Source organism: Mesorhizobium sp. M0808 (genome assembly GCF_040320025.1).
Lineage (GTDB): Bacteria > Pseudomonadota > Alphaproteobacteria > Rhizobiales > Rhizobiaceae > Mesorhizobium.
Genome location: NZ_JAMYOX010000037.1, coordinates 1 through 22,822 on the forward strand (window position 1 = coordinate 1; position 22,822 = coordinate 22,822).

The following is a 22,822-nucleotide window of genomic DNA, read 5'->3' on the forward strand; positions in this document are numbered from 1 at the left end:
CAGCGTGATGCGGCCTGTGGTCCAGACAGAACGCGGGCCGGCTATTTCAGGAAAGCGCTCGACAACGGCCATGGCCAGCGTAGCTGCAGCGACGCCCGCATCCTTTCGGATAGCCATGCGTGTCGTACCGGCGTGGTTCTGGATGCCGTGGAAGACGATTGAGTACTGCCAGATTCCTACGATACTGGTAACAACACCGATCCGCTTGCTTGAGGCTTCCAGCGCGTCGCCCTGTTCTATGTGTGCTTCCAGATAGCCAACGTAGCGTTCCGGTTCCACCAGAGATCGGGGCACGCCGGCTAGGCCAGCCCCACGGAGCGCCTCCCTGAGTGGCAGCCCGTGATCGACATTCACCGCGCGGTCGATGTCCGCTTCTTCGATGTCACCGACGAACGAACGACTTCCGAGCAAGGGGAGCCGGTCATGCCTGGCATGGGTGTGGTAGGCTTGATCGGCCATAGGCCGCCTTCTCATCGCCGCAGATCAGCCGGTCGGCCGGCTCGGTATCGGTGACAAGGCGTCGCTTACCTCTTCCAGTTGACGGTTGATCTCCTCAAACACCTTGTCGATCAGCCGCTCGCGCGTCAGCTCCTCACGGAAGCGCCACAATGTCGAATGGCGGGCGTGCGGTCCGAAAGTCCGAAAGACTGAAGCCGGCGAAGCAGCGAAACGACAGCCGGTCACGGATCTGCGCCTCGAGTGCCGGATCGCTCAGCCCATGCCACACCCCCAGCAAAAGACAGCGCACCAGCGGTTCCGCCGGATAGCTGGCGTTGCCCGAGCCCGGGCCGCTGCGGCTGACCAAGCAGTGTTCGGATCGGCGCCCAGTCCAGTTCCTTCGAGATCAGGTCGAAGATCGTCTCATCCGACGCCGCAAGACCGTCCGCCAGACTCAACTGACCCAGAACACGATCCGCCATCCCGAATCTGCTTGCTCCAATCACCATAACAGAATCATCGATCGGCTTCTGTGCAAAGGTCTCAGATCAGGTGATACTTGCAGTCCCAAACCGTGTGGCCGCCACGCTTGTACGCTTCCATCCGGCCAATCTACACTGGATACCGCGCCATCCCAGCCGCCTAAAGGCGTGGGGTTTCCTGATCCCCTATCGGGGGACTCTAAACCTCCTGCGCGACCGGTGGGGTCATTCACCAAATCCAGTCCTCATCCGCAAAAGCAGATCTTAGGCGTAGTGGGAGAAGTGTCTGTCGCGGGTGAAGAAGCCGCGAACACATCAACAATTTGCTCTTGCTCCGTGCGCTCAAGTGCCGGCCAGTATAACCTTCGATCTCGTAATATAGAAAGCAAGGGCCGGAGCACTGCCCGGCTCCGCCCTTAATGCTCCAATGATAGAACGATGCTCAAAAAAACCGCTCAATGGCGCTTCGCTTGAATCCTGGGGATTATGCCGGTTGCTGACGTGACAATGCATCTGGTCGCGGACAGGCTAACCGAGCGCTGCGCTAATTGCCGTACTCGCGGCGTAGCGACCAACCTCACCTTCCTCGAAGCGTTCATTGGCAATCCGGAGTATTACGGCAATTCCATTAGGCCAGCTTCGACTCGACGCCGCAGTTCTTCACGCAAAGATACGTTTCGGCGAAGCTCAGGTTGGAAATTTAGTCGATGGCGACGGGTAGTAAGACCCCGCTTCGCCCAACGTTCATCACAGGATCGAAGCTTGCACGCGACTGAAAACCTGCTAGGCGGCCACCGAATACATAACAGTCAATTCCATACGCCATTTTTTTGATCGACCGGCTTGGCGGGTGCAGAGCCGTCACCTCTCCGGGTCTGACGTACTCTTGAACAACGTATGGGTTGCGGGCGGCCCGGTGAATGTGTTCCTCCCACACCTCTGAGGATGTGAAACCTCCAACCAAGACATGCTCGCCACGCGTCGCGTTAGAGGGCTTCAGAACAAGATTGGCCTTGTTATCCCGGATGTAGCCGATTAGTTCGATCCGACGCCGTTCGGGATCAGTTGTTACTCCCGGTCTCACAAAACGGGTCCAAGGAACGTGGCGTGCAATGAGATCGATTTGCTCGGCGTTGAAGTTCGAGCTGAATAGATCATCGCTTAGTACTGCAAGGATTGCCTTGTCAGACAATACGCACTGGGATACCCACGGGTTTATCGAAACCACTTCGTGGGCCGCACAGGCGTCCAAGTAGTCATCTAAACGGTCGCTACATTCCCTAACTTCAACGATGTCCCGCGGATCGAGTTTATTGTACACAAGCTCGATGAGCTCGCCGTCTGGCCCGACTAGTCCGCGAGGTGTTCGCTTCATCGCGCTAGCATCTAGCAACGCTGCCTTGAGGCCAGAGTCTCTTAGACCGTTCAAAATCCAATCTACCTCGTTTGTATAACGGCCGCGAAAGTTGACTACGGCGGCAGTTCTGGGTTCGCGGCCGGTAGCAGCATAATAGGTAGACACCAGCTCCCGGACGAAGCAGTTCGGATCTTCCGCGAAAGGCTGCTTGCTCACGTCGAGTGACAGACCGTGTGTCAACGGGTTGGGAAAACGGCTCCAGATTTTTGCGGCGAGGCCGTTCTGAACAACGCCGCCTGGCGATTCGGCGTTCGTTTCAATTATCTTATAATAGCCGTCGCTGCCGAAAAGGCCGTCCAATCGGCATATTCTTACAATCGGCCGATGTTTTGGGAGACTGGTGATCCAATGCCGCAAAGGTTTATAGGCTGGGAATAGCTCTTGTACGTCTTCATTGCAGCAATACAGCTCAGCGGCGACATCAAGGAGCTTGATCACGGCCTCAGCAGTGGCGCCGACGTGATTTGCCAGACCACCGTTTATCGCAAGGGGCCGGAGACATACGGGATACGCCCGTCCCTCAAAGTGCAGGCCCGCCTTCGCAATCTCGCTGGACAGTTCGTCTTGAGCCTCCCAGATCGAGGCAGAACCGGAAGTTGCGAGCTTGCGAAGTCGGCGCTCTATTCGTGCATCCGCCTCGCTGGTCGCAGGTACCGTCGCAATTGTCATGGGCAGTTCCTTATCTAGGGGTTTATGGAGCTGGAGTTTGCTCGACCGGACAGATTCTTGGGCACAGCGCGAATTTAGCTCTGGGAGTGACCCCGTCAGCCAGTCAGCACGCCGCCGGAGCGCGACAAATCTAGTCTTCGTTTACATCGTGTGGCCGGGCCATTTTGTGGACCATCGGTCACCTTTCAAATGGCTTGGTGCCTACCAATGAGTTCTTTCACCCTCTGTTTGCGGTGCATCTCGGCGAGCGCCCAACGTTCCGATATCTCGGCGCATTTCAGCTGCATGTCCCGAAACAGCGCTTTTGCTACGGAAACCTGGTCGTCGGTTGAGCTTTCTCCGGGTCCTCCTCCGAACTGCAGAGCATTCCTGCACTCTTCAAGACTCGCCGGCAACACGCCAGCGAGTTGGCTGGCCAACTCGCTTCGGCGCTCCGCGACGCTGCTATCCTGAGACAGGCGCTTGGCGATCTCGCCAAGTAGTGTGTGGGCCTTCCTGAAAGGAACGCCTCGCGACGCCAGCCGTTCTGCGGCGACGGCCGTCATAGATGAGCCGTCTTCCAGACTTTCACGCATCGACCGCACGTTGAAAGACATGAACCTCACGATGAGCGATGTGAGGGTGATGGCCCGTTTCAGGGCATCTTCTGCAGGGCCTAGCGGAGAGCAGCCATAGTTGCTCGCTTCGATCGAGTTGCTGAAAGGCGCTTTGCAGGCTGCTGTTGCCGCAGAAACGTAGGCCCCAATCACCGTGCTGGCCGACCCCTTGATATGCTCAAGCAGAAATGGGTTCTTCTTTTGGGGCAGCATGGAAGAGCCGCCGGCAAGATTGTGAGGAATGTCGATGAGCGCGAACTCACGCGTCGTCCAAACCTGCAGGTCCTGGGCCACACGACTGAGCAAAATCGAAACGCCAGCGAAGAGCGAAAGCCCTTGCAGGTGATGATCGCGGCTCGCGACCGCATCAAGTGAGTTGAACGATGCCAGTTCGAACCCCAGAAGACTTGCGGTTTTCAAGGGATCTATCTGCATACTGGTGCCTCCGCCCGCACCCGCCCCCATAGGGCAATTCCTGATGTCTTCCAGCAGGGAATGGAGGCGCTGGCGCTCGCGCCCCAGGGCGAAGAAGACGCCAAGCAGGTAGTGCCCTGGCGACCCAGGGAGTGCGATCTGGTACTGACTGTACAGCGGAGCCACAAGTTTCGATGCCTCTTCCGCTCGCTGAAGCAGGGCATCCTGTAGATTTCCAATTTCTTGCGAGGCGGAACACGCGGCTTCCCGAAGGGCCAGCAGAGAAATGGTCGCGTTCAAGTCGTTGCGGGACCTCGCAAGGTGCAGCCAGCCGGCGCTTTCGGGGCCAGCTCTTGCGGCAAGTTCGGCCTCATAGGCCAGATAGACACCACGCGGAGCATCGCGGCCCTCCAAAGACTGAAAGCCCTCGTCCTGGAGGTCCAAGATGTGCTTGAGGAGATCGGCAGCGGCTGCTTGGCTGACCAAGCCCCGATCTGCGAGCATTACTAGATGTGCTTCGTCTATGGACGCTTGGTGCCGCAGAAGGCGACCGTCACGCGCAATTTCGATTGGCGGAGCGAGCAACTTCATCGCTTCGGGATGTAGGTTCCACTTGCCCTGGCTTGCCCCACCGACGTGCTTGTTTTCCGATTCCCTAGTAGCCGCCTCGATATCGATTACGATGGAATCGATCATCCGTTCAGCTGCCGCGGCGGCGGCATTGAGTTCATCAGCGACGCCTATGGCGTAGGCTATCCGGTCTCTAAAGTCGCCATTTATTTGGATTTCCTCCCCCTCAGACCTCAGAAGGCCCGCCTCGGGCACTGTCGGGTCTGGATTTCGAGAAAAGCCCAGGCGTTTGAGTTTGCCGGATTTATGAACGACGTCGAAACGGATGGCTCCTGCCCTTGCGCTCGCGCCTGGAGGCGTGAACCCTTCTCCCGCGTAAAGTCTAATCACCATGTCAAGGATTGACGTGCCCAAGGTGTGCGAGAGCATGACTGGAATCATTCCTCCAGCCAGCCTGGGATTGACCTCAATGATGACAGGCCCCGACTCCGCTGTCACGAACTCTACATGAGCCGGTCCGAACTCCAGGCCCAGCGCCGACACCGCTCGCGCAGCAAAAGAAGCCAGTTCCTTGAGGGACGGCTCCGGAAGCGGGGCCGGGAAGTCGTGCCCTACCTCAACGAAGCAGGGAGCCGGCCCTTTGTGCTTGGCAAGAATTCCAAGGCAATGCAGCGCCCCATCGTACGCAATTATCTCTGCAGAGTATTCTTTACCCTCTATATATTGCTGGATGAGGATGTCAGGATTGGCCAGATCCACTTGATCGACCAATACGTCCTTTGCACTCTCAAACGCCTTGATGGCGGCTGCGGCACTATCGCACAACCGCACGCCGCTACTACCGCTTCCGGAGACCGGCTTCACGACGACTGGCAGAGTAGCTTGGGCGAGAATGTTCTCGACCTCTCTGACGGATGTGGCCAACCGAGTTTCAGGGATCGCAATTGATTGTCGCTGTAACGCGGCCGCTTGCTTCCATTTGTTCCGGCATGTGGCTATAGCCTCCGGATTCGGTGCTGGTAACCCCATTGCCGTCGCGACACGTGACGCTGCTTCCACAAAATAATCCGACGATGAATATATTCCTTCCAGCCTTCTTAATTTGGCGGCGACTCCGATGAGTTCATCCGAACTACGCGTTTCAGCTTCGATCACTTGAGCGACGAAGTCCTTGAGAAACGGATAGCGCGCAGGATTGCGCGTGACGAGATAGGGCTCAAAGCCCAGGACTAGAGCCCGCTTCATCAATAGTTCGCCAGTGCCCGTCGTGTTGCTTTCCACGAAAAGGAAGCTACCTCGGTTCATCATGAAGCATTCTCCAGCGCGTCTAGGACAGCTTCCCGGTTTCTCCGATTCCAATGATATCGGTTCCATGGTGGGAGAGCCGTCGAGGGATGCTCTTCGCTAGACGGAGCGTCCAGAAGAACACCTTCATCTAGGCATCCGTTCTGCTTGAGCCACTCGTGGTCGTATGCAGCTTCGACGTAGCGGTGGCCTTCATCAGGGCATATGACGACAACGGTCTCTCTTGGATACTGTCGAGCGCGCCAACGCCCAACGATATAGCTCGCGCCGGAGGTCGGTCCGGCGAAAACAGCGTGCCGCTCGTGGAGGGTTCGCGTTGCAGCAAATGCGAGCGGAGCCGAGATGAGATGCACCTCGTCATACAGTTCATGCTTCACGTTCTGGGGGACAAGACTGTTCCCTAGCCCCCGCAGTTTCCGTTCGCCATCCTGTTGGCCAAATATGACGCTGTTGAAGGTGTCCACTCCAATCAGGCGCGCGCCAGAGGCTTTTTGACGGAGGCGCTCTATCGTGCCGCAAGTGGAGCCGCCGGACCCCACAGAACCGACTAAGGTTACGTCGGCGTCCAGCATCCCCGATATTTGATCGGCGAAGAGCTTATAGGCTGCGGGGTTGTCCGGTGTTTCGTATTGCCGGGGCCAAAAACAGGAGTGGCCCAAATGTCTCATCCTAGCGTGTAATGCGTCGAGGCGGCTTCTTTGATAGCCACCCTGCTTCGCCTTTTCAGTTATTATGAAGACGTCGGCTCCTAAGGAGCGCAACCTGTTTTCCAGGCCTTTGTCCATCACTGGGTCTGTGAAGATTTCGAGCTGGAATCCACGTTCCCGGCAAACTACAGCCAAACCCAGCGCGAAAGTTCCGCTCGAGGTCTCGATAATTTTCATGCCGTGCGTCAACGTCCCTCTAGCCAGCGCTTGCTCAATGATGTACTTCGCAGGGAGAAGCTTCATGAACGCAAACTGCGCAAGATGAAGATTTGTCTCACACCTAATAATGCTGGGGAGAGCATAGGCGTCAGAATAGCCGGAGAAAGGCAGGCGTTTGCGAACCGTGTCCATATTGCTTCCTCATCGGCAGCCAGTCATGGTCAGATATATTTTTGGCGAGTTGTCGAAGGGCGATACAAGGGCGAGCACGGACCGAAGCTTCCGTGGGAAGTCATCCGCCATTCGGTCAAGCAGGATTCCAATCATTGTGCCGCTGTGCGCGACTATGACCCCGAGAGCGCCAGTGGCCTCGGATGCTTCCAGCATTGAGTTCAGGTGCTCCTTTGGAGCCCGCTCCTGATGCAGGCGCGCGCTGGCTGTAGCTATTTTGCCTATCGTGGCCGTGTCACGCCGCGGAATTGCGATCCGTGCGCGGCCGAGTAATTCCTGATATTCTGCTCTGTGGCTGGCGGAGATTTCACCTCGCCGTTGATCAAAGTCGACGGTTTCGACCGTCCCTCCTTCATCAATTCCAACGATTGCAAGCGGCGGCATTTGCCCAACGAAGGTGAGAAGGCTACATGCTCGCTGCTGATATGCGACCACTCCTGGGTACATCACCCCGTCGGATGGCTCGATCTCCGCCATCAGCTTCTCGATCAATGATGTCCGGACTCTACGCTTGAAGCAGCAGGCGATTGACCGTGCAGCCGCAACAAGATCCGCAGACGAACTCGCCAACCCTTTGCCTTCGGGGAGCTCAGATTGCAAAAGGAGGATTCCTCCTGAGGCGCCGAGCGCAATCACGAGATTCTCAGCCAGTCGTTTTGCTTTGACCTTATGTGACGGATAAACGGTGACGGATCGTGTGCCTGCAATCGGCATGAAGTGAGCTCGCGCAAAGAGCGCGATGGGCATCGTGACCAAGAAGTGAGAGTCCCGAGGAACGGAGCCGACCGGCAACTGGCCTTGCAGCAATTCGCCGAATGTGCCGCAACAAAGAGCCTCGCCTTCGCCAGAATGAATTCCTGGCTGTTGTCCATCCTCGGCGATAGGCTCAGCCGTGCCTCCGAACGTCTGGTAGCACACGTATGGCCTCCAAACTGCATCGGCGGCCGCTTCAAGAAGTTCTGTAGTCGTGATGCTCCCCCTGCTTGCTGCAGGGTCGATGGAATATGTGGAATGCTGGTTCGGCATATCGCTTCCCCTCAGGTACGCTGACATTCGATTTGCTGCTAGGAAATGAGATTTCGATCATTGGAGTGCGGCTCGTGTTTCGTTTTGGACTTCAAGTACCCAGGTGCCTAGCTGTCTGACCTCAGACTTTGGGGTGAACGTACCATTGGAAGCGATTTGCAGATGCAAAGATTCTATGAAATTACTTGTAGTATCTGTTGCACGCCTGATTTCCGGCGGCGCCGCATAGAGCGTCTCAGCGAATTCCGGCGGGTCCGACGTTCAAGGGACGCCATTTTGAGCATTCAGTGATCCTGCTTTGCGTACGCTGGTATCTGGCCGTCCGGCGCGATCGTTGGGCCCCACGTACATCGCGGATCACCCGCGACAGATGCCGGGCAGTCGACGTCATACCCGCCCAGATCACGGCGTCGCCCACGACGGTCTCGATGCAAGCCTCCGCCGCCTTGTTTCGCGCCGGCTCGTCCATCACAAGCGCCGCAAAGCCAAGCGGTATGCTGCTGTGATTGTGTTTGTGATCAGCATGGCGATCGTCATCCGGCCCGACCCCGCCCGGAACCGGCGTAACGGCGCCAGCAACATCGGCGGCTTGCGCGCAGGCGACATCGCCCACCAGGCGGCTCTTGCCGTCGCCCCGCGCCAGGCGTCGACGCGGTTGATGCCGACATCGGTCACCGTGTCGCACCTGGCTTAACCCAGTCAGCCTTCACCATTCCGGCCGGGGGATCCCAGCCACCAGAATATCGGCGCCGCGCTCCAAAAAACGCCAAATTCTTCGCGCGCGCATGCGCAATTGTCAATCGTCACCGTGGCATTGGCATTGAGCAGCAATTGCATCATCGGCTTACCAAAGGTTGGAGCGGCCGATGACGATGGCCGTCAGACCCGATAGGTCATCGCCAGCGATGGAGCGTACCAAAAGCATGGCCCCGGCCGGCGTGCACAAAATCAGGCCGGTTTCCAGGTCACCGGTTGCAAGCTTGCCAGCATTGACCACAAGGCCATCCACATCCTTCTCCGGCCTGATCGACTGGATGGCCGCGTCCGCATCCAGTTGTTTCGGCAGCGGCTGCTGCACCAAGATGCCATGGATGGACGCATCCTCGTTCGGGGACGCCAGCAGGCCTGCAAGCTCGCCTTGCGCCGTTTCGGCCGGGAGTGTGTGCTGGATAGAGTTGAAGCCGCGTTCCTTGGCCATGCGGCTCTTGGCGGCGACATAAGCGTGGCTCGCCGGATCATCACCGACAATTACCCCCCGCCAGCCCAGCTTTCACACCCTTCTCCCTCGAGATCAGAAGCCGCTTGCCTAACCGCCCCGATAACGGCTGCCGCCACCTGTTTGCCATCGATGATATGCGTCAAATCGCTCAGCCCATGCGCTCAGAAGCGTAGCTTCCGGGGCTTGCTGAAAACACCACGGTGCGGTTGCCGTTTATGAAGGTGCGATGATGGATATGCGCAGGTATGGCCCGTGCCAAAACCTGGCTTTCTACATCGCGGCCGAGCGAGACCTAGTCCTCGGCCGACTGCGAATGTGTAATCCGCACCGTGTCCTGCTCGATAATCAGCCCCTCATCGAGATCTTCGGTGACGTAATGTGCTGTGGCACGCTTCACGCCGCGCTCATAGGCCTGCTTGTAGGGGTTGGCGCCCTTGAAGCTCGGCAGGAACGGGTGGTGGATGTTGATAATGCGGCCCGACATTTTCCGGCACATGGCATCCGAAAGCACCTGCATGTAGCGGGCGAGCACGATCAGCTCGGTGCCGGTCTGTTCGACGAGATCGAGCAGCTGTGCTTCCGCCTGTCGCTTCGTTCTCCTTCGTCACCTTGATGTGGTTGAAAGGGATGTCGTGGTTCACCAACTTTCTGGTAGTCGAAGTGGTTGGAAACGACGCCGGCGATGTCGATCGGCAGCGCGCCGATCTTCCAGCGGTAGAGCAGGTCGTTCAGACAATGGCCGAAGCGCGAGACCATCAGCAGTACCTTCATGCGCTTCTGGGCATCGTAAGGGAAGTCGCAATTGCAGCTACGATACCGCGAGCCGATTTGCACGAGACTGTAAGCACGTAGTGCGTCATTTTATACTCAGTTTTCTGGAATACGGAGTCGTTTTTGTCACAAATGGCATGTAATGAGAACAAGCGACGGCTATTGCTTTTACAAATGGGATCTCTCCGTTATGCCACGCCGTTCCTTTTGCGCGGAGGTTAGCCGCGATTTATGCATACTACCTTTGGCTGGGTCATCTCTTCGTAGGCAAACCGAACGCCTTCCCCGCCCATGCTTCCGTACTTGAAACCACCGAATGGCATGGCATCGAAGCGATAGTCTGACGAGTCGTTGATCATCACCCCACCCGCCTCGATTTTGTTTGCTGCCTCAAACGCGTCGGCCAGATTGTTGGTGAAGATGGCTGCATGCAGGCTGTATTCCGCTTCGTTGGCCATCTGGATGGCTTCATCAAGCGCATCGAAGGGGGCAAGCATCACGACCGGCGCAAACACTTCCTCGTGCCACAGACGGCAGGTCGTCGGCGTGGCTTCCAGCACCGTCGGACGATAAAGGGAGCCGTCACGCCCATGGCCGCAAAGCAGTTTTGCGCCGGCAGCTATGGCTTCATTGACCGCAGCTTCAGTTCGTTCCGCTGCCTGCATCGATATCATCGGACCGACGTCTGTGTCCTCATTCAAGGGGTCGCCTGCCTTCAGCTTTTTTGTAGCTGAGATAAAAGCATCGCGAAACTGTTCGTAGAGCTCGGCCTGCACCAAAATGCGCTGGGCGCCGATGCAATTCTGGCCGGCGGCCCAAAACGCACCGGATACGCAGCTTTCGACCGCTTTGTCAAAGTCACAATCATTCATAACAACCACCGGAGCGTTGCCGCCGAGTTCCATAGCCAGCTTTTTCAGTCCTGCCGTGCGGCTGATAGCCTCTCCAGTCTCAAATCCGCCCGTAAACGACACCATGCGGACATCGCGGGCAGCGACCAAGGCTTTGCCAAGATCTGTACCACCAACCGCAACTGTTATGATCTCCTGTGGCAAGCCTGCTTCGCGAAGCGCTTCAACGAGGTTAGTCGCCGAAAGCGGGGTCAACTCTGACGGCTTCAGCAAGACCGCGTTGCCGCCGGCGATCGCGGGACCGAGCTTATGAGCCACAAGGTTTAGGGGATCCTTGTAGGGGGTAATGGCGGTGATGATGCCGAGCGGCTCCCGCGTGAACCAGCCTTGGCGCTGTTCTGATCCCGCATAGGCATCAAAGGGCATGATCTCGCCTGCGTTGCGCTTTGCCTCTTCAGCCGAGAGCTTCAGCGTATTGACGCAGCGCAGAACTTCCTTTCGCGCCTGAACAATCGTTTTGCCGGCTTCGCAGACGATGGTTTCGGCGAAGATGTCGCGGCGGCTTTGGACAATCTGGGCAGCACCTTCAAGAATGCTCGCACGCTGGTGCCTTGGCAGGTTACGCGAGAGCTTGGCTCCGCGCCGGGTACCCGCGAGAAGTTCGTCGATCTCGCTTGCGTACGTGACGTTGACCGTTCCCACAAGAGACCCGTCATACGGGCTATGGATCGAGATAGGTGACAGGTTAGTCGTGACATGAAGTTTAGCAGCGGTCATAGGCCAGCTTCCCCTTCCCTGATGATGCACCATCCTGCGCGATGGCTGCCCTTGTTAGTCAGGGCAAAGGTTAGGACCCATGCCCTGCTCTAAATCCTGTTGCAGTGATTGATGACGACCTGACCGGTCGAGACGCGGCGGCACCAATCCGGCCGCCATCGCTCAGACACCGCTCAAATCTTTTGGCCGCCGCGGACGAGCTCGTCCAAGACGGAGCGGACCTCGCTTTCGGCGATTGCAACGATCTCTTCCGTCTCAGCCTGGTGGTGACGAGCGGAGGTGCAAAGCCAAGGATGTCGCCATGTGGCATGGCGCGGACGATCAAGCCGCGGTCACGAGCCGCCTTGGAGATGCGTGCGCCTACCTTGAGCGCAGGATCGAAACGCTTCTGGTTCTCGCAATCGGCGACAAATTCGATGGCGTCCATCAGCCCGACGCCACGCACCTCACCGACGATCGGCAACTGCGCGAACTTCTCCCTCAGCTGTGCCTGGAAAAAAGCCCCGACGTCACGGGCGTTGCCAGGGAGGTCTTCCTTTTCGACAATGTCGAGAACCGCATTCGCCGCAGCTGCTCCGATCGGATGACCTGAGTAGGTGTAGCCGTGCGAGAATGCGCGGACCTTGTCAGCGCCATCCTCCAAAATCTTGTAGACCTTCTCGCCAACGATCGCGCCGGAGAGCGGGAAGTAGGCGGACGTCAGGCCCTTTGCGACCGTGATCAGGTCGGGCTCGATGCCATAGTGCTGCGAGCCAAACATCGAGCCCGTGCGGCCGAAGCCGGTAATGACTTCGTCGGCGATCAGCAGCACATCGTGCTTCTCGAGAACGGCCTGAATCGCTTGCCAGTAACCTTCCGGCGGAGGTGTAACGCCACCGGTGCCGAGCACCGGCTCACCGATGAAGGCGCCGACATTGTCAGGTCCCAGACGTTCTAGCAGCTGATCGAGCTCGGCAGCCCGGCGGGCTGAGAATTCCCATTCGGTCTCACCGGGATGCGCGCCCCAGTAATGATGGGCAGCGCCGGTTTGGACGATCTGCGACAGCGGCAGGTCCATGTGGTCATGATAGAAGCTCATGCCCTTCATCGAGCCGGAGACGACGCTGCAGCCGTGATAGCCGCGTTCACGGGAGATGATCTTCTTCTTGGTCGGCTTGCCGCGAAGATTAGTATAATACCAGACGAGCTTGGCCTGGGTCTCGTTGGCGTCCGAGCCGGACATGCCGTAGAACACCTTGTTCATCTTGCCGGGCGCCATCTTCACGAGGCGATCGGACAGGATCGCGAGTTCATCCGTCGTGTGCGCCGCATAGGAGTGATAATAAGCCAGGCGATAGGCGGCCTGACGCGAGATCGCCTCTGCCACTTCGGTGAGGCCATAGCCGACATTGACGCAGTAGAGGCCGGCAAAACCATCAATAAATTTGTTGCCATGCGCGTCCTGAATGCGGATCCCCTTCCCCGTCTCGACGATCGTCAGCTCGCCAAGCTTGCCGGTGGCAAAGTCCTTAAGCTGCGTAAAAGGATGCAGGACGCTGTTGGAGGCAGCACGCACCAGCTGCTGCAAAAACTCGACCTGCTCATCGAAGCGGTCCTCAATGGCCTTGATGATGCGCTCAATATCCGCGGGCACCAATGGACGTCTGTCGAGTGCAACCTCAACAGCGGGATGCCGTAAAGCTGGGGGTTCGTTCACGTTTGCTCTCCTGAATTCTTCAATAGGATGTATCGCTGCTCCGTGCGCAGCGTAAAGCTCACGTTCGCTACCCAAATGTTCCCACGGTGGTTGAACGGACGGTCTTGATCGACAGCTGATTGCGCTTCTTCGAATGGACGGCGCATGCTAATCGCAGTCCTGGTTCGGTAAGGGAGTTGCCGGGTTGTCTCGATGCTTACAAGGATCGGGTGCCCAATCGCAGATAGGTCAGTTGCCAGGAGATCATAGTCATGCTTGGTCGGATAGCTGATGGTCAGCGCGCGATACGCCTCACTTGCGCTAGAGCCAAATGGGTCGGTGTTGTGAAGAACGTGGAATGAATGGACGCTGTAAATCATGGAGTTCAATTCTTCGCGAGAGCAACGCCGCGCAAGAGCTCGGTTCTCAGAACTGAGTCCACATCTTCATAGCAAAGTCGGCGGACCCGGTTCCTGCCAGTCGTGTACTGCATGGCTTCAACAGAGTGCACCTCCTCTAGGTCTAGCAGGCTGTTGAAGAAGTCTGACGTATTGCCTTGAGGATGGCCTCGTCGCCGTTGTGGTAGGCGAATGTGATCTCGATCGAGCCGTCGTCGAGCAATTCGGCATAGCCGTCGCCTGTGACTTCATCCATCTCGTCACACCCGGCCCATGTGAAGTGAACTATCGAGGGGCTGTAGCTCAGTTCGAGACCGGCTTGCAGGGCGCCAAAGGCGATCTCGCCGTTGTTGTCGGGTCCGATGGCGATGGTTGCGGGTCCACCCACCGCGATCCCACAGATCGGCTTCGATGATCCGCCAGCGGCCGATCAGTTGGCAGCCTGCGGGCACGGTCATTTCGACGCCGCCAAGAGCTTGGGCAGCCGCACCAGATTGTAGGCGGCGGCCGCGAAGGTGAAGGCCCACCCAACGCGGTCGCGGCCGCGCAATTTGGTCTTCTCCTGCCCAGCGACGGTTTTGATCCAGCCGAACGCCTCTTCGATGCGCTTTCTGATGCGCTGGCTGACGGCATAGCCACCGTGGCGCGTGGTGCGGCGATCGATCGCCGAACGACGGCCGTTCGTGTTCTGCGCTACGTGGGGTGTCACCTTCATCGAGCGCAACTCGTTGACGAAGTCCTCTGCGTCATAGGCCTTGTCGGCACCGAGCGTGATCGCCCGCGGCCGGTCGGCACGAGGTTCGATCATGTGCAGGGCCGCCACCCGCTCGGCATGTCCGTCGGCCAGCGTCAGACAGGCTTCCACCAGCAGGCCGTGGCGGTTCTCCATCAACCCATGTCCCATGAAGCACAACCTGGCCTCCTTGCCCCGCCCTTTGCGGTAGAGCCTGGCGTCGGGGTCGGTAGTCGAGGTGTGCGTCTCGTTCGATCGCCTCTCGCCGTGGAAGTCCGCTTCCGCATTGCGTCCGCCGCCGTCTGCCGACGGTTCGCCATGACCGCCGCTTGGGCCGCCCTTTGGCTTGACGCTCTTCATCGAAGCCCAGGCCTCGATCAGCGTGCCGTCGACCGAGAAGTGATCCGTGGACAGGAGCTTCTTGACTTTGGGTTGCGCCAGCACGGCCGCCAGGAACTTCGCCGCGATATCGCCCTCCAGCAGCCGGTCACGGTTTTTGGAGAACACCGAATGGTCCCAGGCTGCGTCGTCGACGCCGATGCCGACGAACCAGCGGAACAGGAGGTCGTATTCCAACCGTTCCATCAAAAGCCGCTCCGAGCGGATCGAATAGAACGCCTGCAAAAGCATCGCCCGCAGCAGCTTCTCCGGCGGGATAGATGGCCGTCCGATCGGCGAATATAGCGCCGCGAACTCACGCTCCAGCCTCGACAGGGCTTCAGTCACGATCGTCCTGATCGCCCGCAATGGATGATTGCGCCGAACCCGGACCTCAAGGTCCACTAGCTGAAAAGTTCGCCAGTTCGATCGTCGCCGCCGCGCACTCGCCACCTCCGAATCCCTTCGGAGCCAGTGAATCATTGCTGCGGTCCGGTGGCGAGGGCCTTTTTCAACAGCCTGCTAAGGCTTTCAGCCGTTTGGCATCGGAGACGTCCATCCCGCCATACTTCGCCTTCCAGTTATACAGCGTCGCCTCGGAGATCCCATGCTTACGCGCCAGGTCGCCCGCCTTTGCCCCCGCCTCATGCTCACGCAGAACCGCGATGATCTGCTCTTCCGTAAACCCCTTTCTCTTCATCAGTCCGTCCTTCAATCGACGCCGGACTCTAATCTCAGATGGAGGAAATTACCCGTGGCAGGTCACAGGCACAAAGAGAAAACGGAGCTTGTCGATATAAGCGTCCTCAAACTCTACGGTTTACGCCAAAACGCGTCGGCTGCTGAAAAGCGGATCACACAAAGCGGCGGTTCGAAATGTCGTCAGCTTATCAGACGCTGCGTTGAATCCGGAAGGTGCGCGTATTTGATCAACTGCCGGATTATGAATGCTTGTTTGTTTCACTTTTGTGGGTGAATTGAAATAAACGTTGCGGAAATTTATGCGATTGTTAAATTGCAGTAAATATTAAATCTTTATGCAGGGCCGGGCATCAGACGGTGGACGACCTAGACAAAAGGATCCTGACGGCCCTACAGAGGAACAATCGGCACTCCTTTGCTGACCTCGCGAAACTAGTCGGTTCTTCAGCCGCCTCTTGCATGCGTCGAGTGAACAAGTTGCGTGCGGAGGGCGTGATCGTTGCGGATATCTCACTCGTGGATCCGAAGGCTCTTGGCAAATCGCTTTCCGTTGTTGTGACAGTAGAACTTGACCGTGAACGTCTGGATCTTGTCGACGATTTCAAGCGCGCGATGCGCGCGGCTAAGGAGGTAACTCAGTGCTACATGGTGACGGGCGACGCCGATTTCGTCCTGGTCGTAGCGGTCGAGGACGTCGAGGCCTTTGACGTCTTCGTCAAGACAAAGCTCTATACCAACCCCAACGTGCGAAAATTTAGGAGTATGATCAGCCTTGATCGTGTCAAGTTCGAGCCCCGGATCACGGTATAGCTTTCGGCGGATTGCGCTGAAGCCATCGATCCGAGCCGCCTTTGAAGCGCCCTTTGGACGTTCAGCTTCCGATTGAATTTCTTCGCGTGGGAACTATGCAGTCCCGGGCCCGTGCCCACCGGCGGTATAGATGAAGCATATTCAGATGAATGTCGTGCCGGCGTGCAACCCGCTCACCGGCACCGGGCGCTACGCTCTCCTGCTGGTCCGAAGTTCACAACGGTGCCCTTAGCCTCTCCGACGTTTGGGCCGCAAAGTATGGTGAATGTCACCATGTGTGCCAATGCTGGCGGCTGTTCGTCAGCGCTTCCTGCTCGAATATAGATACCGAGTCGCGTCAGTCCGAGAGTATCGGCATTCGCGCCGGCCCCCTTCAGGCGGTTCGCCGGCATCCAATCAGCACGCGGATGCCTTTGGATCAGCAAATTCGCACATGCGTCGAGCCGGTGACCGCGCAAACGACGATGTAGTCGAAGGCAAAGCCAAGCTGTTTCTCCTGGGCGCGCACCTGTTCGGCGAACCCCACATAGCCGAGGCCGCCCTTTTCGTGAACAGACGCACCGGCTGGTATCGCATAGGGTGTGCCGCCCTTTGCCATAGAGCGCTTTTTCCCAACTGCGGCGGATACCGATGTCAAAGCCCTCGTCGACCAGGCGCACCTCTGCTCCCATGATGCGGCTTAAAAGAATGTTACCCACCCGGTCGTAGACGGCGTCCTCATGTGGTACCCAGCTCTCCTGAACCAGGAGACATTTCATGCCGATCTTGGCGGCGACCGCAGCGACCATCCGCGTGTGGTTGGATTGCACGCCGCCGATGGAGACAAGCGTTTCGGCATTTGACGCGATCGCATCGGGAATGATATATTCGAGCTTGCGGAGCTTGTTTCCGCCAAATGCGAGACCGGAGTTGCAGTCCTCGCCCTTGGCGTAGATTTCCACCTTTCCCCCGAGATGCTTGCCGAGGCGGTCGAGCTTCTCGATGGGCGTTGGTCCAAAGGTGAGTGGATAGCGTTCGAACTTTTCCAGCATGTTCTCTCCGGCAACACGTGACTGAGCTGAAATTAGCTTGCACGAGTCATTCTAAAGGGCATATTTGATTTGAGGTCAGCTGCGTTCTCCGATGGCCCAGAAAGGTCCATCATTATTTCCAGCGTCTTGTTCGACATCGAGACCCCGGCGTGCTTTGATAGGCTACCGATGCCTATGGAAGCAAAAACTGCATCTCCCGGGATTGAACGACCGGAATGCGGTCGCCTGCGACCCTACCAAGCATAGATTTCCATGAACGATCCGCTCAACGTTCATGGTTGATCCAAAGTGGCGCGAAGCTGAGCTCTGATGTTGTCACCGCGCTTCAACGGAGCAGCGATATGCCGCCCATTGGAACGAGCTGAGGCACATCTGAAGATTCATTCCTCACCTCATCATAGTCTGGCGGCGGGTATCCAACTTCCTTGCAACGATCGAAATGCTCAGCCATTTGGCCAGCTCTGCTAGCGCAGCTAGACCGCCAGATCAGAAAGAGCACGCTTGCGAAATACGCCAGCTGAAGGAGCAGCGAACAAGCCAGCGTCGTGACGACTACTGTGCCGATGGAACGAGAAGCGAAGTAGACAGTCAGTGCGGTGCTGCACAGTACCAGTCCCAGGACGCGACAAAAGATTTTAAAGGGCAACGCCGTTCTCCTGGTTTTGTCTCCTCAGCTCATGCTGCGGCCTGGTCGGCCGCAACATGGGTCTGGCAGTTCTTCGGGCAGACGCGGCCGCAGGCTCCGCAGCCAATGCAGCGGCCGGCATGGTCGACGACCATGATCATGCGATTGAGCTCGCCGTCGAAATCGTCGTCTTCGCCGTCACAGGCGCCGAGGATTTCACCCGCGTCATCGACGCCGTAAAGATGCATAACCTCGCGCGAGCAGACTTTAAAACAGCGGCCGCAGCCGATGCAGGTCGTGCCGTCTATAGCGGTGAGATATTCCGGCACCCATCCGGAGCCGTCGCGGGTGGTGAATGTGCTCGTCATAGTAACTTCTTCATTGCAGCGAGCTCTCTCCTGGCACCATCCAACTCGGCAAAAACGGCCTCCGTTTCCTCGGCAACTTCCTCTATCTTCGTCCATTTTCCCGGGAGATTCTCTGCAAGGTCGCGCAATTTCATCTTGGCAATTGCCGCGCGCAGCTGAAGCTTTCGGACTTTCTTCCCCATCTCATCTAGCTTTGACATAGATCCTTCCTCGAAATCGGTTTCTTCATGCCCGTGCCACGTCGGGATAGGCTTCGATGGCTGCAGTCGCATCGTCGACCAGTTTCGTACCGGCCTCCGCGAGCTTCCTGAACGTCGCGAAGCCGAACCGGTGGATATCTCGACAGAACGACCAACCGCCCGGCCGTGAACACCAGGCGTCCGAAGCCCCCATGGGTTTCATCCTTGTCATTGGCGATGTCATCAGGCCGGAGCGCTCCTCGATCGCGAGCCCGACGGCGGTGTAGAACATGTCGAGCCTCCACAGCACGTCCGGCTCGGGATCGCCGATGACAGGCATCGCACGGCGCTGTTTTCTGGTGACGATGAAGTTGGCCAGCAGTTCGGCGTCCGATTTGCCGTCCCACGAGCCGTAGGAGTCTTGAGCACGGATCAGCCGCACGAGGCATCTGACGAACGGTGTGGCAAGCGCCTCGTCCTCGTTGACGGCAGGGCTGATTGCGGTGTCAGACATTTCGCCTTCTCCTCATTCAGTCCTCTTCCTCGAAACACCATGTCTGTTTTCGGGGACGCCTGCTACGGGCACACTTGCGCAGCGGACGTCCGGCTTGGCCGGGCCGATTCCACGCAAGTGATGTCCCTGTGGCCGACCTTGAACACGTCCTGGACCGTGACGTCTTCCACGACTGGCCGAATTCGCGTCGAACATCGCGTCCGCAGGGATTCGGCCGGAGGTTATTACAAGATTTGAACTCCAACCTGCGGCAAGCGATGCGCCCTATGCTGCAATGGACATACTTACTGCGAGCTCGCCGCAGACAATGGGCGAATTGGCCAGGGTTCAATTCCAATTGTCATCCCTTTGCGATCTTTGCTCATGAGGCGACTGCGGTTTGATTTTCAGGAGCCTTGTTTTGCGGAACCACGCAAAGATCCGCGTAACAGGCGTTCTCACCCGTGTAATTGGCCAGGGCTTGGAGCAATGGGGTAAGGTAGTACTGTTTGATGTGGTCCGGCATTGGCTTCGGATTATCCAGCGATTTCAGCGCCACCTCGATCAACGCGATCGCGCGATCCTTGTTGCCGCTCTCGTAATAATACTGAGCGAGCGGGACGTACCAAAGGAATTTAAGGGGGCCGTCCCCTTGTGGACGATTGAGTGTCAGGATCTGTTCCGAGAGCTTGTCGCCCATCGCAAAGCGCTCAGCATGGGGGAGATGGGAGTTGTCCATTTTGGGGTCGAAGAGTTCGTTCAGGACGGCGACCATCCAAGACACGGCCTCGAACTTTTTGTCGATCACGTCCTCGACCAACTGGTGCAGGAGTGGCAAGCCGGCCCGCATGTCGCGCAGCTTGTGAAGCAGTAGATTCGCATGAATGCACCGGAACTCCATATTGTCGGGCAAGGCGAGGCCTTCTTCGACAGCCGAGAGCGCCGCCGTCCAATCCTCGGCCTCCATCGCCGGCCGAAGTTTGGCGTATATCGGCTTGGTGAGCGTTCGTTCGCGCGCTTCGCGTTGGCCACTGGCAATCCACTCCTTATCGGCAGCTTTCGCTTCATCGCTGGTGCGCCAGCTGCCGCTGAGCACTTTCGGCAAAATCTCATCGAGTTGCCCCGGATGACCAATAAAGGCGATGTGGCCGTCTCGGTCGACCACGAACGAAGTCGGAATCCCGGTGGAAAAGCTGGGTTTCATCCAAAGCTTGTTCATTTCGCCTGTGTAGTCGAACGCGATCCGATAGTTCAGATTCGAGCACTTTTCGGTCAACCACGCGTCCAACTTGGTGCGAGCCTCAACGGCCCTTGGAGCGTCTTCATTAGCCGCGACTCCGACGACCTCAAGTCCGCTGTCCCTGTATTTTTCCTGCAGCTGCATCAGATGGGGCATCGCCGACACACATGGTCCGCACCAAGTCGCCCAAAATTCGACGATATAGACTTTGCCGGGCTCGAAGTTCGTAAGGGGCTCACCACGCAGCCAGTTCTCCACTTTGATTGAAGGAGCCGGTGACTCCATCCGCAACACCATTTTGCTCTCCAGAGCTGTTGCCACAGTTGCGCGACTTTATGCGCGGGCTTGTTTCCCTCTTTAGAGAGGGGGCACACGGGCAGGAAAGGAGAGCATCGCTCGTCTCGCGCGTCTGCGTGCAGTCAGCTTTCACGCAGTGTTGCCGCATCACAATCCGCAAAGGCCGTGCCAGCGCGCTCAGCGGGCAGTAAGCGCATGAATCGCTAGAAAAACCTTCAACTGCCAAGATGGCTGGTTGTATTGAAGCCGACATGTTTTCTGCCGCTGTCAGGTTTTCGACAAGCATCACGCGCTTCGCGTCGGCAGAAAAGCGTGGCCCGGACGACTCAATATGCATTCGGGCCGAGGGACGAGGCCGATGGCCATCATGACTGCGTTGGCTATCGTCAGGCTCGTCATCATCGTCCGCTTCACGCCACCGGCTTGAGCGTCTTGCCGTTCCGGTCCGGAGGCGGTAGCGATCTCGCCATTTGCGATTGCAAGGGGCCGCTCCATCCGAGCGCAGCCTGTGCCCCCTCGCCCGCCCTGCGATCGAATTCCTGGGCTGGCGTCATGGGAGTTCTTCACGACCGAAGCCGGTCCAGCTGTAGCTCGCCAATACCGCTCCTCAGAACGACGATGATGATCATGGCGGAAGAGGCCCGGATGAGTGCCGGCCTGTGCCGGCGGTGAACTCTGCGGATTCCTGCTTTGTGTTTATCTTCTGTGTTCCCGGTGCTCAGGTGCAACGGGACCTCGCGGCGCGACGTGAGCGTTGGCGGAATTGCAAACCCAAAGACCGCTCGGTCGCCACGCAGGTTGGGCCGGACCAACGGGAAACGCTGGAGATGCGGCTGTCCGCCACTAACCCGGGCTACCATCCCAGAGATGACAAGGCGATTGATGCCATCGTTCGCGCCGACGCCGGCAAGAGCCCGGCCGTCCCGACTCGAAGGTCGGTGCCTTGGCCACTCGTTGCGGTGGTCAGCTCCCGGCCAGTGTGAGGGAAATCGTGATAACGCCAATACGATGCGGCTACGGTCCGAACGCGGCCTGCCGCGCTGAAGCGACTCTCTTTCTCGACCTGACGCCGACCTGAAGCGGTGGTTTTGAGTGCATTGAGGAGCGCCTGTACCTCTGCGCGGCCTTTGAGCTCCGCGTTACGGATCATCTCGGGCGAGGAGAACCCCCGAGCGCGGGTTAGAGACGTCCGGGATGTCTCGGCGACGGCGCTTGCAGATTCGAGCTTCGCGAAAGTTGCGCTTTGCGCGATCTTCCTCCGACTTGGCATCAGGATAGGTGACCCAGGGGGGATAGAGCTTCGAACAGCGTCGGTGCTTGCTTGGAACCCGTCAGCGAGCCAAAAACAACGGCAATGACGGCTTCCCAACTATCCATCTCGTCACGCCGCCGAAGAGTCGCTCACGTAGCCTGCGGTTGCCATAAGCGCCCATGACTATCATGTCGGCAGACGTGTCGATTGCGTGCTGCGCGAGCACCGTGGCTGCCGATCTTCCGGCGCTCGCCAGCAGGTCAACCGAGACCCGAGCACCGTGCCGAGTGAGATAGGCAGCGATATCGGCTCCCGGCTCGGTACCGTTTCCGGTGCAGCTCGCCTCCGGATCGACTAGTGCGACACGAACTTCCTCAGCACCGGCTAGCAGATCCAGCGCTTCCCGAACCGAACGAGACGCCTCGACTCGCGAATCCCAGCCGACCAGCACGCGCCGTGGAGACAGAGTCGCCTCAGCCTCCTCTGGCACGACAAGCACCGGCTTTCCGGTGTCGAACAGGCTGCCGTTGATAACAAGGGGACCGACGTTAATGTCGTTGAGAAGTGCGGGGCCGACGATTGTCAGATCGTTGCAGAGCGCCCGCTGTCGCACCGCGTCACCGATGCTGGCCTGATCGCAGTTGGCAATATCGACATCATAGCACCGCCACGTGGCTCTCAGCAGTTTGTGAATTTCCCTGGATGTTTTTTCCAGACTGGCCGTGGCCTGTGAAAACCTCTCGATTTCCCTGTACCGTTTTTCCAATCTGGCAATGGCCTGTGCGTGTTGTTGAGGCCACTCGGGGATGCCATCGCCTAGCGGCGGAGGCGACATAACGAGCGGCGGAGGCGACATAATCAGTACGGACAGATATGCGCCGACCTCGGCGCACAAGCCGGCAGCTGTTCTGACGTCCTGATCGGAGTGGTCAGCTCCCGCTACACTGAGTAGGCTTTTGAAGGCCATCTGACTGCTTCTCCATCAGTATGTCGCGCACGTAGCGCGTTT

Annotated in this window: 14 protein-coding genes and 7 pseudogenes; 1 reads left to right on the forward strand and 20 read right to left on the reverse strand. The window is 58.1% G+C overall.

What is annotated here, in order from left to right; translation table 11 throughout:
* The 13 genes and pseudogenes from NKI25_RS28625 to NKI25_RS28685 form a co-directional block, all read right to left on the reverse strand.
* Positions 1 to 459 (reverse strand): annotated as a pseudogene (locus NKI25_RS28625) (hypothetical protein); the annotation flags it as partial.
* Positions 460 to 592: 133 nt separating this feature from the next.
* Positions 593 to 805, reverse strand: a complete 213-nt coding sequence (locus tag NKI25_RS28630; RefSeq protein WP_353000041.1) for a transposase — start codon at positions 803 to 805, stop codon at positions 593 to 595.
* Between the two features lie 815 nt (positions 806 to 1,620).
* The gene (locus NKI25_RS28635) at positions 1,621 to 3,006 is read right to left on the reverse strand and encodes a hypothetical protein (RefSeq protein ID WP_353000042.1); all 1,386 of its coding nucleotides are present in this window, start codon (positions 3,004 to 3,006) and stop codon (positions 1,621 to 1,623) included.
* Between the two features lie 185 nt (positions 3,007 to 3,191).
* A complete protein-coding gene (locus NKI25_RS28640; protein ID WP_353000044.1) occupies positions 3,192 to 5,894 on the reverse strand; it encodes a lyase family protein in 2,703 nt (900 codons plus the stop codon).
* On the reverse strand, positions 5,891 to 6,949 hold the full coding sequence (locus NKI25_RS28645; protein WP_353000046.1) for a cysteine synthase family protein: 1,059 nt from the start codon (positions 6,947 to 6,949) through the stop codon (positions 5,891 to 5,893). The genes NKI25_RS28640 and NKI25_RS28645 overlap by 4 nt, the downstream gene beginning before the upstream one ends.
* A 9-nt stretch (positions 6,950 to 6,958) precedes the next feature.
* Positions 6,959 to 7,906: a GHMP family kinase ATP-binding protein gene (locus NKI25_RS28650; protein ID WP_353000048.1), complete on the reverse strand. Its 948-nt coding sequence runs from the start codon at positions 7,904 to 7,906 to the stop codon at positions 6,959 to 6,961.
* A gap of 576 nt (positions 7,907 to 8,482) precedes the next feature.
* A pseudogene (folD, locus tag NKI25_RS28655) lies at positions 8,483 to 9,376 on the reverse strand (bifunctional methylenetetrahydrofolate dehydrogenase/methenyltetrahydrofolate cyclohydrolase FolD).
* Between the two features lie 5 nt (positions 9,377 to 9,381).
* Positions 9,382 to 10,022: pseudogene (locus NKI25_RS28660) on the reverse strand (formyltetrahydrofolate deformylase); the annotation flags it as partial.
* 200 nt (positions 10,023 to 10,222) lie between these two features.
* Positions 10,223 to 11,632 carry an aldehyde dehydrogenase family protein gene (locus NKI25_RS28665; RefSeq protein ID WP_353000050.1) on the reverse strand — a complete coding sequence of 470 codons (1,410 nt, stop codon included), beginning with the start codon at positions 11,630 to 11,632 and terminating at the stop codon, positions 10,223 to 10,225.
* A gap of 173 nt (positions 11,633 to 11,805) precedes the next feature.
* Positions 11,806 to 13,199, reverse strand: a pseudogene (locus NKI25_RS28670) (aminotransferase).
* Between the two features lie 630 nt (positions 13,200 to 13,829).
* On the reverse strand, positions 13,830 to 14,093 hold the full coding sequence (locus NKI25_RS28675; RefSeq protein ID WP_353000052.1) for a hypothetical protein: 264 nt from the start codon (positions 14,091 to 14,093) through the stop codon (positions 13,830 to 13,832).
* Positions 14,094 to 14,159: 66 nt separating this feature from the next.
* Positions 14,160 to 15,262: pseudogene (locus tag NKI25_RS28680) on the reverse strand (IS5 family transposase).
* Positions 15,263 to 15,339: 77 nt separating this feature from the next.
* Positions 15,340 to 15,516: pseudogene (locus tag NKI25_RS28685) on the reverse strand (transposase); the annotation flags it as partial.
* Positions 15,517 to 15,875: 359 nt separating this feature from the next.
* Here NKI25_RS28685 and NKI25_RS28690 point away from each other — a divergent pair.
* A complete protein-coding gene (locus NKI25_RS28690) occupies positions 15,876 to 16,328 on the forward strand; it encodes an Lrp/AsnC family transcriptional regulator (RefSeq protein ID WP_353000054.1) in 453 nt (150 codons plus the stop codon).
* Between the two features lie 433 nt (positions 16,329 to 16,761).
* Here the strand turns inward: NKI25_RS28690 and NKI25_RS28695 are convergent.
* The 7 genes and pseudogenes from NKI25_RS28695 to NKI25_RS28725 all read right to left on the reverse strand — a co-directional run.
* Positions 16,762 to 17,359, reverse strand: a pseudogene (locus NKI25_RS28695) (pyridoxal-phosphate dependent enzyme); the annotation flags it as partial.
* 325 nt (positions 17,360 to 17,684) lie between these two features.
* Positions 17,685 to 18,005, reverse strand: coding sequence for an exopolysaccharide production repressor protein (locus NKI25_RS28700; protein ID WP_353000056.1), 321 nt, complete (start codon positions 18,003 to 18,005; stop codon positions 17,685 to 17,687).
* Positions 18,006 to 18,034: 29 nt separating this feature from the next.
* Positions 18,035 to 18,352, reverse strand: coding sequence for a ferredoxin III, nif-specific (fdxB, locus tag NKI25_RS28705; protein WP_353000058.1), 318 nt, complete (start codon positions 18,350 to 18,352; stop codon positions 18,035 to 18,037).
* Entirely contained in the window at positions 18,349 to 18,552 is a 204-nt protein-coding gene (locus NKI25_RS28710; protein ID WP_353000060.1) for a CCE_0567 family metalloprotein, read from the reverse strand. Before NKI25_RS28710 ends, fdxB begins: the two co-directional genes overlap by 4 nt.
* Positions 18,553 to 18,577: 25 nt before the next feature.
* Positions 18,578 to 19,045, reverse strand: coding sequence for a DUF269 domain-containing protein (locus NKI25_RS28715; RefSeq protein ID WP_353000062.1), 468 nt, complete (start codon positions 19,043 to 19,045; stop codon positions 18,578 to 18,580).
* A gap of 361 nt (positions 19,046 to 19,406) precedes the next feature.
* Positions 19,407 to 20,561: a TlpA disulfide reductase family protein gene (locus tag NKI25_RS28720; RefSeq protein WP_353000064.1), complete on the reverse strand. Its 1,155-nt coding sequence runs from the start codon at positions 20,559 to 20,561 to the stop codon at positions 19,407 to 19,409.
* A 1,331-nt stretch (positions 20,562 to 21,892) separates the two neighbouring features.
* The gene (locus NKI25_RS28725; protein WP_353000066.1) at positions 21,893 to 22,780 is read right to left on the reverse strand and encodes a universal stress protein; all 888 of its coding nucleotides are present in this window, start codon (positions 22,778 to 22,780) and stop codon (positions 21,893 to 21,895) included.
* Positions 22,781 to 22,822 lie beyond the last annotated feature (42 nt).

Excerpts from the sequence above, each read along its gene's own strand:
- NKI25_RS28635 (WP_353000042.1), bottom strand. The coding sequence starts at position 3,006 with ATGACAATTGCGACGGTACCTGCGACCAGCGAGGCGGATGCACGAATA.
- NKI25_RS28640 (WP_353000044.1), bottom strand. The coding sequence starts at position 5,894 with ATGATGAACCGAGGTAGCTTCCTTTTCGTGGAAAGCAACACGACGGGC.
- NKI25_RS28645 (WP_353000046.1), bottom strand. The coding sequence starts at position 6,949 with ATGGACACGGTTCGCAAACGCCTGCCTTTCTCCGGCTATTCTGACGCC.
- NKI25_RS28665 (WP_353000050.1), bottom strand. The coding sequence starts at position 11,632 with ATGACCGCTGCTAAACTTCATGTCACGACTAACCTGTCACCTATCTCG.
- fdxB (WP_353000058.1), bottom strand. The coding sequence starts at position 18,352 with ATGACGAGCACATTCACCACCCGCGACGGCTCCGGATGGGTGCCGGAA.
- NKI25_RS28710 (WP_353000060.1), bottom strand. The coding sequence starts at position 18,552 with ATGTCAAAGCTAGATGAGATGGGGAAGAAAGTCCGAAAGCTTCAGCTG.
- NKI25_RS28715 (WP_353000062.1), bottom strand. The coding sequence starts at position 19,045 with ATGTCTGACACCGCAATCAGCCCTGCCGTCAACGAGGACGAGGCGCTT.
- NKI25_RS28720 (WP_353000064.1), bottom strand. The coding sequence starts at position 20,561 with ATGGTGTTGCGGATGGAGTCACCGGCTCCTTCAATCAAAGTGGAGAAC.
- NKI25_RS28725 (WP_353000066.1), bottom strand. The coding sequence starts at position 22,780 with ATGGCCTTCAAAAGCCTACTCAGTGTAGCGGGAGCTGACCACTCCGAT.